The 14,512-nt window shown below is 39.0% G+C and carries 17 protein-coding genes and 1 pseudogene; 15 read left to right on the top strand and 3 right to left on the bottom strand.

Features of this window, described 5'->3' with window-relative positions; genetic code table 11:
• The first annotated feature begins 180 nt into the window (after window positions 1-180).
• The 8 genes and pseudogenes from MHB64_RS32950 (at window position 181) to MHB64_RS32915 (ending at window position 5,944) form a co-directional block, all read left to right on the top strand.
• Window positions 181-549, top strand: coding sequence for an ArsR/SmtB family transcription factor (locus tag MHB64_RS32950; RefSeq protein ID WP_341136428.1), 369 nt, complete (start codon window positions 181-183; stop codon window positions 547-549).
• Window positions 536-1,270 (top strand): annotated as a pseudogene (locus MHB64_RS32945) (heavy metal translocating P-type ATPase); the annotation flags it as partial. The gene MHB64_RS32950 and the pseudogene MHB64_RS32945, both read left to right, overlap by 14 nt.
• Before the next feature lie 265 nt (window positions 1,271-1,535).
• Window positions 1,536-2,267 carry a Fe-S-containing protein gene (locus MHB64_RS32940; protein WP_341136427.1) on the top strand — a complete coding sequence of 244 codons (732 nt, stop codon included), beginning with the start codon at window positions 1,536-1,538 and terminating at the stop codon, window positions 2,265-2,267.
• Between the two features lie 33 nt (window positions 2,268-2,300).
• Window positions 2,301-2,954 (top strand): ABC transporter permease, encoded by a 654-nt coding sequence (locus tag MHB64_RS32935; protein WP_341136426.1) that lies wholly within the window; start codon window positions 2,301-2,303, stop codon window positions 2,952-2,954.
• Between the two features lie 17 nt (window positions 2,955-2,971).
• On the top strand, window positions 2,972-3,598 hold the full coding sequence (locus tag MHB64_RS32930; protein WP_341136425.1) for an ABC transporter permease: 627 nt from the start codon (window positions 2,972-2,974) through the stop codon (window positions 3,596-3,598).
• Between the two features lie 9 nt (window positions 3,599-3,607).
• On the top strand, window positions 3,608-4,375 hold the full coding sequence (locus tag MHB64_RS32925) for an ABC transporter permease (protein WP_341136424.1): 768 nt from the start codon (window positions 3,608-3,610) through the stop codon (window positions 4,373-4,375).
• A 172-nt stretch (window positions 4,376-4,547) separates the two neighbouring features.
• Window positions 4,548-5,198 carry an XF1762 family protein gene (locus tag MHB64_RS32920; protein WP_341136423.1) on the top strand — a complete coding sequence of 217 codons (651 nt, stop codon included), beginning with the start codon at window positions 4,548-4,550 and terminating at the stop codon, window positions 5,196-5,198.
• A 515-nt stretch (window positions 5,199-5,713) separates the two neighbouring features.
• Complete coding sequence (locus MHB64_RS32915) at window positions 5,714-5,944, top strand: hypothetical protein (protein ID WP_341136422.1); 231 nt, start codon at window positions 5,714-5,716, stop codon at window positions 5,942-5,944.
• Window positions 5,945-6,007: 63 nt separating this feature from the next.
• Here the strand turns inward: MHB64_RS32915 and MHB64_RS32910 are convergent, their stop codons facing one another.
• Both MHB64_RS32910 and MHB64_RS32905 read right to left on the bottom strand, forming a co-directional pair.
• On the bottom strand, window positions 6,008-6,394 hold the full coding sequence (locus tag MHB64_RS32910) for a hypothetical protein (RefSeq protein ID WP_341136421.1): 387 nt from the start codon (window positions 6,392-6,394) through the stop codon (window positions 6,008-6,010).
• A 33-nt stretch (window positions 6,395-6,427) separates the two neighbouring features.
• Entirely contained in the window at window positions 6,428-6,622 is a 195-nt protein-coding gene (locus MHB64_RS32905; protein WP_341136420.1) for a hypothetical protein, read from the bottom strand.
• A 369-nt stretch (window positions 6,623-6,991) separates the two neighbouring features.
• Between MHB64_RS32905 and MHB64_RS32900 the strand changes: the two genes are divergently transcribed.
• From MHB64_RS32900 to MHB64_RS32885, 4 genes are all read left to right on the top strand, one after another.
• Window positions 6,992-7,285, top strand: a complete 294-nt coding sequence (locus MHB64_RS32900; RefSeq protein ID WP_341136419.1) for a hypothetical protein — start codon at window positions 6,992-6,994, stop codon at window positions 7,283-7,285.
• Between the two features lie 591 nt (window positions 7,286-7,876).
• Complete coding sequence (locus MHB64_RS32895) at window positions 7,877-8,368, top strand: hypothetical protein (RefSeq protein WP_341136418.1); 492 nt, start codon at window positions 7,877-7,879, stop codon at window positions 8,366-8,368.
• Between the two features lie 216 nt (window positions 8,369-8,584).
• A complete protein-coding gene (locus MHB64_RS32890; RefSeq protein ID WP_341136417.1) occupies window positions 8,585-8,791 on the top strand; it encodes a hypothetical protein in 207 nt (68 codons plus the stop codon).
• 447 nt (window positions 8,792-9,238) lie between these two features.
• A complete protein-coding gene (locus MHB64_RS32885) occupies window positions 9,239-9,856 on the top strand; it encodes a hypothetical protein (RefSeq protein ID WP_094875913.1) in 618 nt (205 codons plus the stop codon).
• A 506-nt stretch (window positions 9,857-10,362) separates the two neighbouring features.
• On the opposite strand, the gene MHB64_RS32880 is transcribed toward MHB64_RS32885, so the two are convergent.
• Window positions 10,363-10,746, bottom strand: coding sequence for an AbrB/MazE/SpoVT family DNA-binding domain-containing protein (locus tag MHB64_RS32880; protein ID WP_341109561.1), 384 nt, complete (start codon window positions 10,744-10,746; stop codon window positions 10,363-10,365).
• A gap of 739 nt (window positions 10,747-11,485) precedes the next feature.
• On the opposite strand from MHB64_RS32880, the gene MHB64_RS32875 reads away from it, so the two are divergent.
• From MHB64_RS32875 to MHB64_RS32865, 3 genes are read left to right on the top strand one after another with little or no spacing between them, the layout of a single operon-like run.
• Window positions 11,486-12,475 carry a stalk domain-containing protein gene (locus tag MHB64_RS32875; RefSeq protein ID WP_341136416.1) on the top strand — a complete coding sequence of 330 codons (990 nt, stop codon included), beginning with the start codon at window positions 11,486-11,488 and terminating at the stop codon, window positions 12,473-12,475.
• 53 nt (window positions 12,476-12,528) lie between these two features.
• A complete protein-coding gene (locus tag MHB64_RS32870) occupies window positions 12,529-12,840 on the top strand; it encodes a hypothetical protein (RefSeq protein ID WP_341136415.1) in 312 nt (103 codons plus the stop codon).
• Window positions 12,841-12,853: 13 nt separating this feature from the next.
• The gene (locus tag MHB64_RS32865; RefSeq protein ID WP_341136414.1) at window positions 12,854-14,491 is read left to right on the top strand and encodes a putative bifunctional diguanylate cyclase/phosphodiesterase; all 1,638 of its coding nucleotides are present in this window, start codon (window positions 12,854-12,856) and stop codon (window positions 14,489-14,491) included.
• Window positions 14,492-14,512 lie beyond the last annotated feature (21 nt).

Raw genomic sequence — 14,512 nt, 5'->3', positions numbered from 1 at the left:
TATTTCAGATCAAAAATATAAGGTAATCTAGCTAAAAAGAGGCGATTTTTGTCGTTACCTTATTATGCAGTATAACAGCTGGAACTGACTGGAATTAAGGAGATATATTAATACACAAAGATTATTCGTGTATTTTGTTTTACACTAATATTCAAATGATTGTTTGATTGAGGTGACTGAATGAATAACCAAGATAGTTGCGAAATCTTTTGTTTTGACGAGCATAAGGTCAATCGAGTAAAGGGAAGGTTAAGTACACACAATTTTCAGGATATGGCACAAATTTTCAAGGTGCTTGCCGATCAGACTCGGTTGAAGGTGGCTTATGCACTATGCGATGAGGAAGAGTTATGTGTTTGTGATGTCGCCAATATTATCGGCTCGACTATGGCGACGGCTTCCCATCATTTACGGCTGCTGGGGAACATGAATATTGCTAGGTACCGGAAAGAAGGAAAGCTTGTTTTCTATTCATTGAAAGATGAGCAGCTTAAACAAATGATAAGGCTCGCGATAGAGAATCAAAGGGGGGTTGTTGTCATTGAGTAAATTAGCTGAACCGTCAGAGAACAAAAGCGTATATCGTGTTGAAGGGTTTTCATGCGCGAATTGTGCCGGGAAGTTTGAAAATAATGTAAAACAAATCGCAGGAGTTAGGGATGCCAAAGTGAATTTTGGGGCTTCCAAAATTTCCGTTTACGGGAACGCCACAATTGAAGAGCTAGAGAAAGCCGGAGCATTTGAAAATTTAAAAGTGACTCGCGAAAAACCGGCACAGCAAGCATCTCAAGAGGTACTCAAAGATGTCAAAGAATCGAAGGAAACGTTTTATAAGAAACATAGCACGTTATTGAATGCTGCCTTACTAATGGTTTTCGGATATCTGTCGCAGTATGTAAACGGGGAAGAAAATTTAATTACTTCTTTGCTATTTGCAGCATCCATTGTTATAGGGGGATACTCACTTTTTAAAGTTGGCTTTCAAAACTTGCTTCGGTTCGAATTCGACATGAAGACACTCATGACGGTGGCTATAATCGGAGCTGCGATTATAGGGAAATGGGCGGAAGGTGCGGTAGTTGTTATTCTATTTGCCATCAGCGAAGCGTTAGAACGATTCTCTATGGACCGGGCAAGACAATCGATTCGTTCGTTAATGGACATTGCACCAAAAGAAGCGCTCATTAGACGAAATGGGCAAGAACTGATGGTCCAAGTCGATGACATCGCTGTAGGCGATATTATGATTGTGAAACCTGGTCAAAAAATCGGTTAGAAAGACATTGGGGAATATATTTGTTTTCCTCACCGCCGCTTTTCTGACTGTATTGCCTCTCATGCACATACTCTTGTTTCCGAGCAGCATCTTTATCCAGACCTATAGTGTGGTCAATACGGAGCTTGTGTTAAAGTTCTCCGGAGGACTCCTTGGGTTAATCTTCTGTTATATTTTTGGGATATCCTTTCTACGAAGTACACGAACACTTCCGATTCGCAGCTCTGTGATTGGAAGTGCAGTATTGTTATTAGCTTTGATGCTTAACGAATTATTTACAGTCGTGCAGATTTTATTTGCAAGAGGAGTATTTCCGTTGACACCTCTTGCCATGAAGATATTGGTTCCAATCATCAATAATATGGATAAATATCTATATGTTCTGCTGGGTGCATCACTGCTCTGGACGGTAATGATCGTATGGAGTTTTATAAGAAGAAAAGAAGCTGTATCCGAAGAATGGAATTCTGCGGTTAAAAGAAAGTTTAATGCTCGTAAACGCAACAATAAGCGCTGGCTGGCTTCGATTGCAGGCGTAATGGTAATCATCCCAACATTGCTTGGAGTTGAGGCTGTTCTTGCGAATAAGACGATCGAATTATCCCCGGCCGAACCAATGACTCCTGATGCTAATCATCAAATTAGTATACCTCAGGCTTCAGTGGATGATCACAATCTTCATCGTTTTGGATATACGGCTGCAGATGGAACGATCGTTCGATTTATCATTATTCGCAAATCTGAAACGATGTATGGGATTGGATTTGATGCCTGTAAAATTTGTGGTTCTTCCGGGTACTATCAAAAGAATAACAAGATAATCTGCCGGAAATGCGATGTCGTTATGAATATTCCAACGATTGGTTTTGAAGGTGGCTGTAATCCGATCCCCCTTACGTACCGGATGGATCAAGGGAATCTTGTTATTGCCAGCAGTGACTTGGAGAAAGAGACAGCTACTTTTCAACAAGAAGATCTCTTCAACCATTAATGGAAGCCGGTTTTATAGATTGGGGATGAAGTGATGTTTTTTCGAATGCTCGCTAAAGCATTTACCGTTGGATTTAAAGCGAAGATTCTGCTAATTGTGACGATTGCCTTGGGCGCTTCCCTTGCTACAGCCATGTTAAACGTCTCTTTAGATGTTGGCGATAAAATGAATAAGGAGTTAAAAACGTACAGAGCTAACCTTTTAGTAGTCCCGAAGATGGACGCGTTACCGGCTGAAATCGATGGAATAGATTTTAATCCATTGGCAGACAGACAATTTATTGAAGAGGCAGAGTTGCCAAAACTAAAGACAATCTTTTGGGCATATAACATTGTTGCCTTCACTCCCTATTTAGAAACATCTTCAAGTGTCAAAACGGTTAATCAGCCGGTGGCACTCGTGGGCACATGGTTTAATAAAACGTTAGACATTCCTACGGGCGAGCAAGTTACTACGGGAATCCAGCAACTCAAAACGTGGTGGCAGGTTGAAGGGGAATGGGTGAAAGACGAAGAAGGCAACACCGCAATGATTGGAGCAAACTTGGCTCGACAGCTTGGATTATCACCCGGTCAGACGCTGAATGTCAATGTCGTGGTCAATGGTGGAACCAAGATGCTTCCCCTTAAAGTAAAGGGGATATTAAGCGGTAGTGGGACAGATGATGACAAGATTTCGTATCTTTAAGCACTCTGCAGGAGACAATGGGCTTATCCGGAAAGGTCAGCAAAGTCGAGGTAAGTGCATTGACGACCCCGGAGAATGAGCTGGCACGAAGAGCGGCACTGAATCCTGAGAGACTGTCCGCAAAGGATTACGAGACTTGGTATTGCACTGCTTACGTTAGTGCGATTGCCTATCAGATCGAGAAAGCACTTCCTGGTTCCGAGGCTAAGGTAATTCGGCAGGTGGCCGAATCTGAAGGGATCATTCTGACCAAAATCCAGCTATTAATGTTTATTCTTTCCGCCGCAGCACTAATAAGCTCTGGTCTCGGCATCTCGGGGCTCATGACTACTAAGGTACTGGAGAGAAGCAGGGAGATTGGTCTTATGAAAGCATTGGGGGCCCAAGGCCCTGCCGTTCTACTCCTATTCTTGACGGAAGCCATTATCTCGGGTCTTTTGGGAGGCCTTCTTGGTTACGGGGTGGGACTTGGTTTTGCTCATATCATAGACAGGACTGTATTTGATGCCTCACTTTCTTTCAAGGGATTAGTACTCCCGCTAGTCCTGCTACTTTCTGTTTTGCTTACTCTTGCCGGCAGCTTTTCAGCGATGCGGATGGTTATACGGCTTCATCCTGCCCAAGTGATGAGAGGCGGCAGATAGGAGGATATGATGCGTAAATCAAGAATGTTCTTTACAATGCTGGATAGTTCTTTTCGCAAAAGAAAATCAAGAATGCTGATAGCTTTGTTCGCAATTATTGTTGGAACTGCTGTAATCTCCGGATTGCTTAGCGTCTACTACGATATAAGTGCAAAAATGGGTATGGAATTCCGCTCTTACGGAGCCAACTTGATTTTGACACCCAGCCCGGATTCGCAACAAACGCTCTTTCAGCAAGATACTGTTCAGGAAATAGCCGATATTTTCCCGCAGGAGGATGTTATCGGATATACTCCTTCTCTTTATGGATTGGCAAATTTCTATACCCGTCGGTTGATAGTTGTAGGTACCTGGTTTGATCAAATCTCAAAAATCACTCCTTATTGGGAAATTACAGGCACATTTGAAGCAGACCGGAACGCTACAGGAATAGCCTTGGTTGGAAAATCGGTGTCCGAGAAGCTAGGCTACAAAATTGGAGACGTTTTGCCAATGAAAGACGATATCACAGGGAACGAACAAAAGGTGACCGTAAAGGCCATTATTAGCAGTGGTGGCACAGAGGACAATCAAATTTTTATCAGCTTTGGCGACGCCCAGAAACTTTTTCAACAGGAGAACCTGGCCAATACCGCCTATTTCAGTATTACGGGAGATAAGTTGGAATCTACAGCTTCGGCGATCAATGCGAAATATCCGTTAATGGAACTGAGTCAAATTAAACAAATCTCCCAAATTTGCCTACAGCAGAATGGAGACAGAGTGCAGTCGAAGTAAAATACAGCAGTTGTGAAGCGTGCCAATATGGTCCATTACCGCTTCCAACAGTATTGATAGGATTTCACATGACAGACCTGTACCAAGACGGCAATCTGATTTACGTGAAGGAACGAAGGTTCTGATGAATGGAGATAGGTTCTACTCAAAAGGACCTAGGAGACTTCATATAGTGCAGGAAGATGGAGTGATATGTATGTGGTATTGGCTATTTATTAATCAATCAAATAGTTTCATAGTGCTATCGGAAGAGCAACTGCGGGACGAAGGGCGCTGGAATCTTGAAGAGGAAAACTTTGAATTGATTTCTGATTCATTCAAAAGTATCTCTGCTGCAGAAGATTATGCTCATGAATATTATGGTGCTAAAAAAATCAGATTACGAGTGCGTCCAATCTCACTAAAAGATGCTCAGAAATTTGTAGACCAGGAACATCGCCATCATATAGCTCCTCAAGGCCATAAATTTTCAATAGGTTTGACAGACGGTCATAAAATATTGGGTGTTATTATAGCAGGTCGCCCTGTATCAAGACACCAGGACAATGGACTAACCCTTGAAGTTACGCGTTGTTGCGTGAGAGATGTGTATAAAAATGGAATTAGTATACTCTACGCAGCTGCGTGTCGTGTAGCTAAGGCTATGGGATATACAAGAGTAATAACTTATACACTAGCATCTGAGAATGGTGCTTCAATGAGAGCGTCAAATTTTACATTAGAGCGCAGTAGTGAAGGCGGTTCTTGGGGGAGTAAGAGTCGTAAACGGACAGATAAGCACCCAACAATGAAAAAAAATTTGTGGGTTCGGGAAGTCAGTTAATACACAGTGCACGACTCCTGGTGCGGAAGATCTTAAGGCTGCGGTGAAGTGAATTAATTTGAATTAGAAAGAAAGGATGTATGTTTAAATGTTTGCACTTTGGATAATCATGAAACAAAACAACTTGAATTGAGCTATCATCTATTTTACGAAGAAAGAAGGGACATCCATTAAATACGCTCTCAAGATTCTCCTCCATGTTAATCTTACTATCAGGTATGTTAAGACTAAGGTAAAACTCCCGTTTAATCTTCAACTCTGTTCCGCATAGAGCACAATAATATGCATACTTATCTTCATGTTTGCTTTTATTGCAATTGGGACAATATTTTCGCAGTTCTTCATTCATATAAACAGCCATCCCCTCTGACAATATAGTATTTATTGAAGATCATTAAACTAGTTATTTATACAGAACCATGGTTAAAGAAAGAGGGATACAATTTTTATCGAAAGATGCTTAATGAATATTTCGTTGCGCAGTACGATGAAATTGGACTACTAAAGGAGATAAAATGAGCAAAACAAGGAAAATAAATATTTCATCGATTTCACTTATAAATTTGACTAGAAGTTTAATTCAGACACATGAATTTGGGAATCTAGCTTTAAAACCTGAAGATCAGAAAGCCTTTGCAGAGATATTCGAGAGTTTGAATAAATCTGAAAAAATGGAGTTTGTCCGCGGCATAACTCCTGAACAGAGGACTAGATTTTTAAAATACATGGAAAGTAACTTTAAATAATGGACGTAATAATTTTTTTAATGAATAGGAGACGCATACGGCGTACTAAAAAAAACGAAGGACTTATTTTAGGGAATCTCGAAACACTTCAATTTGATTATTTGTCCATAGTGGACCACTTGCAAGTCTCATTATCGGTTCAGGAAATTTATCTCTGGAGATATATACAGATACTTGTTGCTTAGACCATTCAAGCATTGCAGCAGCTTCTGCTAGTCCGACAAGTAGAGGTTCCGCATTTGTTGCTATAAGTCTATTTTGCAGATCGACGTACACAACTCTACCAAGACCGTTTCCGAAGTCCTTAACAATGATCCTAGTAGAAATTTTAGGGATTTTTTTTGTCCCGTGATGTGGGCTCAGTCCTGTTAGGGAAAGTCCATACTCTTCGTTTAAAGAGTTGATGTAATCATCAGCCGTATTCATTATATGTTGTCCTTTCGACCTCATCCGGTGTCTCCGGCTTGTCGGTTGATCTATCAATCAATAATACTGGTCAACCAATTTGTATGCGACATAAGAGATTACTTTATCTCTTCCTTTATCTTTGATAGTATGTTGAGCATCCTCACTATTTAGTACGTGCAAACCTTTTTCTATCATAGTAGGCATTACTTCTTTAGCCCAGTTTGCGTTTTCGGTCATACGTAAGATAGTTATTCTCAGTTCTTTTTCCATGTTGAACGGCTCCTCTTTGTTTTACTTTATAAAACAATATTAGCATGAATGTTTTACTTTATCAAACAAACTGCGTTAATAATATTAATTCCCGCCTTCGCAATGCACTTGATGTCCATGCAATGTCATATTGATACATATAGTGAAGGAGACATGATTCACTTGTTAGATAATGAATTCGTCAAGGTTTGGAATAAAACACTAGATACTTTATCTTTTCTGCTTATGATTTTGGGAATAGCAATGGTGACTTATGATTTTTGGCTGAAATAAAGCGCTGTACGAAGAATTAACACGACATAGACTGCACCGGAAGCCATCTATAAAGCTGGAATACTAGCTGCACTGAACATATAAGGGGGCTGAGACATGAAATGCTTTGAAATGAAACCGGGATTAGAGATGGACATCATTGTCGCTAGGGATGTTCTTGGATGGAGATATTCAACGGAAGAAGAGTATGCACACCTTAGACTTTCAACGACATGGGACGGTATGCGTAAGGTGATCGAGCAAATGCAAAGAAAAGGTAAATGCTTAACGATAATTAACAACCTATACGGGACGTATGATGTGAAATTTTCTGGTCAAAAGGTGTATACGAGGTTAAGTGACTTGCCACATGCCGTATGTACTGCAGCCATTTTGACGCTAGAGGTATAAGGGGAGAAGAGGATACATGAGCAAATTAGTGATTTTTAATGTATCGAACAATACATATAGCGCATCAGTGGGAATTGTTAAAATGGTTCTGAAGTGTAAGGGTGTGAAAGCCAAAAAAAAGGAGATGTCTTAAGAAAGGCGTGAGATAATGAAAAAAATGTGGTTCTGTCTAAAAACCTTCTTCATAGCCTCACTTTTAACATCAATTACATCATTCTTCATGTTCAAGCATATAAACCTCCCTCATTTGTCCAAATTATTGTTTATTGTGTCAATTGGAACAGGCGTTTTAATTTCAGTTATTACTTTTCTTGTAATGTTAATTTCGAAAGATCTTGAAGAGAATAAGGAATTTTAAAAAGGCACCCATGAGATTGCTAACCCCAGGAATATTAATAAACACCTGTAGAATATTAAGTATCCCTTAGAAGAAATATTCACAATGGAGGAATGGATATGGATTCGATCAAGTGCAGTCTCTAACAGATCAAAAAGGAGACCCCATTTGAGGAATATTATGAACAGGCTACTTCAATAAAAAGTCCCTTATGTCAGGACACAAATAAACTGCAACATAAAGGAGATTTCAAAATGACAACCGTCTACATAGTTACTTCTGGAAGTTATTCTGAATACCGAATTAAACGAGTTTTCTTGGATGAGAATAAGGCAAAAATGTACAAGGAAACTATTCGAGATTCACAAATCGAAGAGTGGGAAGCCGATGATAATAAAGAATTAGATCTCTTCCGGACAGTAACTGTAACATTAGAATATACAAAAGAAGGTTTTAGAAGAATTGAAAAGCACCTTGAAACCTTTACCGTACTGGATACTGATAAGGATGGTACCGAAAACTCAATATATTTTAACGCTCTTACTAGCATGGTTAATCCCCGAGAGTACCTGTCAATTACCAGAATTATACCTAATGACAGCGCAAATAAAGAAATTGAGCAGCGCTATGAGAGGGTTAATGATGATCTATATGCACAGATCCACAGTTTGATTGATGTTGAGGGATGGAGCTCCGACATGGTTGTTGAGTGGCTAGCAGATAAAGGTCGTTGGAATGATATCTGAAAAGGCTATTGTTAAGAATGTTTCCGAAAATTCAATATATTTAGCGCTCTTAATAGCTTGATTAATTTTCCAAGAGTAACTGTCAATCAAAATATGCGGGGATAGCTTCAGTAGTTGAAGTACTACGCATCCTGCTACTGGATGGTGCTTAACGATTGAGGATAAAAACTTATATTTATCATTGAGCATATTAATACATTTGAAAAGAGGGTAAATATGATTATTGTAATGTTTGGAATTTTTTTCAGTCTAATGTTTTTTATTTTAAGTATGAGTGCTGGAACTGCTTTAAGAATAATGGGTAGCGATCTACCTATGCAGGTTTCTTTAATTGGTAGCGGTATAATTATAGGAATTTCCTTGATTCCTTATATTTTGGATAGGATTGAGTTGCGCAAGAAAACAAAGAACAAGATGGTATAGTTTTTCTTTTATGATATAGGGTATTGTTTTGGTACTGTAATCTGTTCAAGTCTTGCTGTTGTTGTTTGTAAATGTAGTATGATTCTTTAAGGAAATAAAATAAGTAGAGAACTTTAGCTTCATGCTAATGAAAAAAAAGATGTGCTGGCTATAAGAGTCCAGCACATCTTTTTTGCGTCTATTTAGTAGTTTTTTTGCTTTTGCTTGGTTTAAGAATATGACCCTTTATGCCTAACTCCCTACGGGAAGATTTCAATAGTTTCGCAAATGATAGTGCATCATCGCGCGTTATTGAGGTTGATTGATTCTTCATAATGGGACCTCCTATATGGACTCGATTTACTATTCTAGCATTTCCAAAAAATATAGGAATTAAACCTGGGTAGTAAAGCATATTCATAGAATAAGAAAAAACGAAAATAACTTTTCCTATGGGGGTTAATATATATGTCGAAACACTCTATTATTCGATCAGAATTAGAAGGGATGCAGGTTCGAACACTACAATCTCAAACGAAGAGTTTGTTTAGTACAATTTTCTCCTCAACCACAAAGAAAAATCCATATATCCCAGTGAATATAAAAATACCTGAATATGATCTTCTTCGAGCTGAAGTTTTTCTAGAAGATGTTATGGAATCTATTGATCGGGAATATGAAGTTTCAATGATTGAATTGACCGCACTGCTTGTAAAAGATTTTCTTCGTGTCACATCTACGAATACGAAATTGGAAGAATTGAAAAACAATCTAATGAGCAGAAGAGCAGAATATCTATCCACGAAAGAAAAAGTGAAAGAATGGGTGGAGGTTGCACCTGGACATAATGCGCTTAGAGAGCGGGAGCGGGTACGACGCCGTAGATATTTTGAACTGCAGCTCGAGATACCTCGTAAAGTAGCTTTACGCGCAGAGATCATATTGTATGATTTAGAACAGATGTATGCTCCGTTTCAAATGACCTTGGAAGACCTGATTACAATCTTGATTTTGGACTTTGTTCACCAGTTGCAGACCGGAAAACAAAAAGAAATTGTGAAAAAATTCGTGAGTAGTTTCTGTTAACGAAAAATAGGCCCCTGAGGAGCCCCAGAGGGTCTATATATAATGTCTCCCTATTTCTTCGATCACTTTCGATAGCTTGACCTGCTGGAGTCAATGAGCTGGTGCTTGGAAGATCCAAGTCTCTCCAAATCGATCTTTAATTAAGCCCATTGTTTTCTCGATTTTTATCTGTTTATCTCATTCTTGAAAGAGGGTTAGCTCGATCATTTCGTCTCGATTCAGCTCGGATGCTAGCTGAAACCATTAAGAAAGTCCGAATCCCCCTTCTTGGCGGCTCAAAAAAATCTCCTGGTCAAAATATCCTTGTTGTCAAGCCGACACACTGCGATGGCCATTCTGGATGCGTCAGTGTGCGACGACCGGATAAACGTTCTTTATGTATAATAAATTTGTTGATTAGTACTCGGTTATGTTCGCCTCCAAGGAAAACTCCCAATTTCACGTCCAAGCAGTATTTGACATCCTCCTATTCAACAATTTGCCTGCTTTTGCGTTCTTACTGAAACTCATGTTCTTTGATTGAGATCGATACTTGATAATGCGTTTCTTCTCCAGTTGCTTACAGTACCGTGGCCACCACATGTAGGGCATGTCAACGACGTTGAATGTTTTTTGAAGTAGAGTGCTTTTTTATCAGCATCGTATTCGAGTTCCAGATCGTCCCCCGGCTTAATATTAAACAATTTGCGAATGTCATTAGGGATCGTCAGAACGCTATTCCCAAGCATTTGCGTACAAAAACTGCTGTGACCGCTATCTTTCGTAACGTAAACGATTTGTTCTTCTTTATGGATATGAAAGAACACCCATTCCCCAGTATTTATTCCGCCCATGATTTTCAGCCAACGAGCGGGAAATCTGATTTGCCCCTTACTCGAAACCTTTGGCATTAGTACCCCTCCAATTTTTACTTTCCTTTACTTTACTTCACGGTATAGGAAAGTAAAGGAATAGTCAATGGCATCTTATCCTTAGTTCACAACCCAAAAATAAATGTCAGGAATGCTGATTAATCCCTTCCAGTCGACTTCGGCATACGACTCTCAGGTACACTCTTTTTGGTTTGTAAATATTTATGATTCATAGAAACAAAGCTTTGTGTTCTGGTAATTAAATTATCTTTTTGTTGAGGTTTAGAAACTCCAAACATATTCGACTTTCCTCCAATAGTCAGAATATAGAAGTCATATTTTCGGCTGCCGTAATCCCGCTTCCTTGGATACTCGGGACTGAGCGGAATTAGAATTATGCATTGGTCACCATTCCACATACATTGTGGTTGTAATGTGACTCGGTATGCTCTAAAAGATGAAGGACAGACGGAACAGACGAAACAATTTATAATCGGACACCCTACCCAGCTTTTGACGATCGTGTTTAGTTCAGGGAATTGAAATTCAATATACTGATGCTGCTTAAGGAGAGTATTCTGGCGGTGATATTTGTTCCATGAATCGATCATGATAATTATTTTTTTGATTTTCTAACATTACCTAATATTGATTACAGTTATACTGTAATCAATTGTTTACACAAAATGGGCGTTCAGGTACAATAAAATTACAATTAAATAACCAATGAAATCCTCAGAATCTGAAATTACACAGACAAATAAAGGAGTCGAAGTTAATGAAAATGATTAGCATTGCATTTGGGCTTACTTCCGTTCTGTTACTTGCCGGATGTACAGCCGAATCATCCACAATTCTTCAGAAGAAGGTGAACACACCCATTAATATTCTAATTAACGGAAAAAAATTAGATTTCTCTTCATATGCACCCTTTCGCCTAAACGGTGAAACTATGGTGCCATTACGACAGATTGTTACTCATTTAGGTATGGAAATTGAATATGAAGATAGTACGGCACATGTATTAATCAGAAAGGGAAACAAAACCATACTGCTCTATGCCGGTAAAGATATGGAAGAGGGGTCTCGGTATCTCGTTCTAGATGGAAAGCGAAAAAACATGGGGGCACCGGTCGTTGTTCGGAAGAAGACAACCTATGTCCCGCTTTCCTTCGTAAAAGAAATCGGAGCAACGAATCAATGGGTTTCGCAGGATCAAACAGTTCGAATTGATTTTGAAAGTCCACAGGATGATGGTCATCTAGAACCAATTCGAATTTATGTTGAACACGAGACTAAAAAATTACCAGGAACGATGGGCATTGGTTTCTTCTGGGGGTCTGTCTACATAGGAGAACAGAACACGGAAAAGGAGCCAAACGGTCATGGTACATTATTCGCACAGGATATGACGATCCTTTATGAAGGGCAATGGGTAAATGGAATTCCCCATGGAGAAGGTGTGATGGAACTCAGTGCCGAGAGGGGAATAACCTTGGAAGGTAGATTTGAGAAGGCCAGTATCGTTACGGGGATATTAAAAGAACACGGGAAAGTATTTTATGAAGGAACTTTTGGCACTCAAACTTTGGATACTGGAAAATTACGACTTCCTGATGGTACCACATTTAAGGGGCGTATTTCAGGAGATCAGATATTAGGTATCGGAGTTATATATACGAACGAAGGAAACGTTTTGTTTGATGGAAAGGTAGAGTTCGAAGGTCTGTTAGCGTTTAATGATTTCACTTTTTTTAAAACAGAGTAACTTGTCCAATTCTTAAAATCGTTTATCGATTTTTGGGGATAAGGAGGATGAATATGAAAGAAGCATATTTCCAGATGGATTTGTTCTCTCAGCCTTCGGTGCTTGAACCTGTCTTCTTTTTGTATGCCCAACAAGTAGACACCTATCTTAGTTCAGGAATTAAAAGTGCTCGTGAAATCGCTATTAAACTCGCAACTGCACTTTCTGAAGAAGGCGAACAAGTGGAATACTTTATCTCAGGTAAGCCAAAGTTATATGTTGCACTTTGTCAGTACCTGGAAGCGGGAGTACACGATGGACGCTTTATTTATTTGGGTGGGGATACTGCAGATAGACATTATCTGATGAATGAAGACGCAACATAGAAGGTGATAAGAAATGAAACTTCAATATCGAATAATTTTTATTATTTTTATTATCAACAGCTGCGCTTTAGCAATCAATGAAATGATCCCTGGTAGGGTATCATTGCAGATCTTGGTTGGTTTAACAATGCTAGTGATACAAGCTTTTGTATTACATGCTCTTCTTTTTAAGCCATTACGAAATTTGTGGGAGCATCTCGATCATGTTCAATTAACCGGGAATATCAATTTACGTTTCCCGCTACCCCTGAAGAAGGATGAAATCACTTTAATGGGAGCTTCCATAAATAGCATTCTCAATCTAATGAAGGATTATCAACAAGATGTTTTCCACCAGGCTAACCAAGATCCTTTAACCAAATTGCCTAATAGATCGCTGTTTTATGAGTATTTAGAGCAGTCCATTCAAAATGCCTCTAATTCAGATTCAAAAGTAGCGTTAATGTTTCTTGATCTCGATCATTTTAAGCAAGTGAACGATACTTATGGACACCAATATGGTGATGATCTTTTATGCCAAGTTAGCGCACGAATGTGTACTCTTCGGAAAAATGAAGAGTTTTTTCTCTTTCGGATAGGCGGTGATGAGTTTACGGTAATTCTACCAAATAACCGATCTCCGCAACTCTTGAAATCACTTTCGGAAAAGATCATTGCAGCCTTGGCCACTCCATTTAAAATTGGTGAACATGAATTGGAAATCTCAGCAAGTGTAGGGATTGCTATTTATCCGGATCATGGGAGACATACTGAAGAGATTATTGAGAATGCGGATATAGCGATGTACAAGGCAAAAGAAAATGGGAAAAACGGGTATGTCTTCTATGATGAAGAATTACTTTCGTCTAATATCAGGAAAAGAAAAATGGAGCGCCTTCTTACAAGAGCGATTGAAAATAATCAATTACAACTTCTTTTTCAACCTAAAATAGATATTCTGAAAAAAGTGATAACAGGGGTAGAAGCAACAATCCAATGGAACGTACCGGACCAAGGGATTCGTAATGCTGAAGAAATATACCTTTTAGCATCAGAATCTGGACTTGTTCCATCAGTAGAGTGGTGGTTGTTACGTTCAGCCTGTATTCAAGGAAAGGCTTGGATGGATAAAGGATTTTCTACTATTAATATAAGTGTGAAAATATCGTTGGCTCAACTAATTGATGCATTATTTTTGAAAAATCTCACAAAATTGATCCAAGAGACAAAAATAGCACCTGAGTTGTTAGAGATTGAGATCACTGATAGTTTAGCAATGGTAAATCTGGAAACGACAATAGCTTGCTTACAACAACTCAAAAATATAGGTGTTAAATTGACTATTTCAGATTTTTGGAAAGAAAATTTCACATTAATGCATTTAAAAAAAATGCCTATTGATACACTTAAAATGGACCGGTCCTTCGTAGACGAAATCACTACAGATCCGGATACTGCAGCTATAGCTACTGCAATCGTTTCGCTTAGTCAAAGCTTAAACCTTCGTTTGCTCGCCGGAGGAATACAAACGCGTGAACAAGCAAAAATGCTATATGAAATGGGCTTCCGTGAGATGCAAGGTGACTATTTTAGCGTATCAATTCAAGCAAAAGATTTTGAGGCTATGATGTCAAAGAAAACAGATCTTCACTCATTGCTTCCTCCGGCATGACTCAGAAAGCCATTTAGCTTT

Source organism: Paenibacillus sp. FSL K6-2859 (genome assembly GCF_038008265.1).
GTDB lineage: Bacteria > Bacillota > Bacilli > Paenibacillales > Paenibacillaceae > Paenibacillus_AQ > Paenibacillus_AQ nitricinens.
Note: the sequence above shows the minus strand (reverse complement) of the source record. Positions and strands in the feature narration are given on the sequence as shown.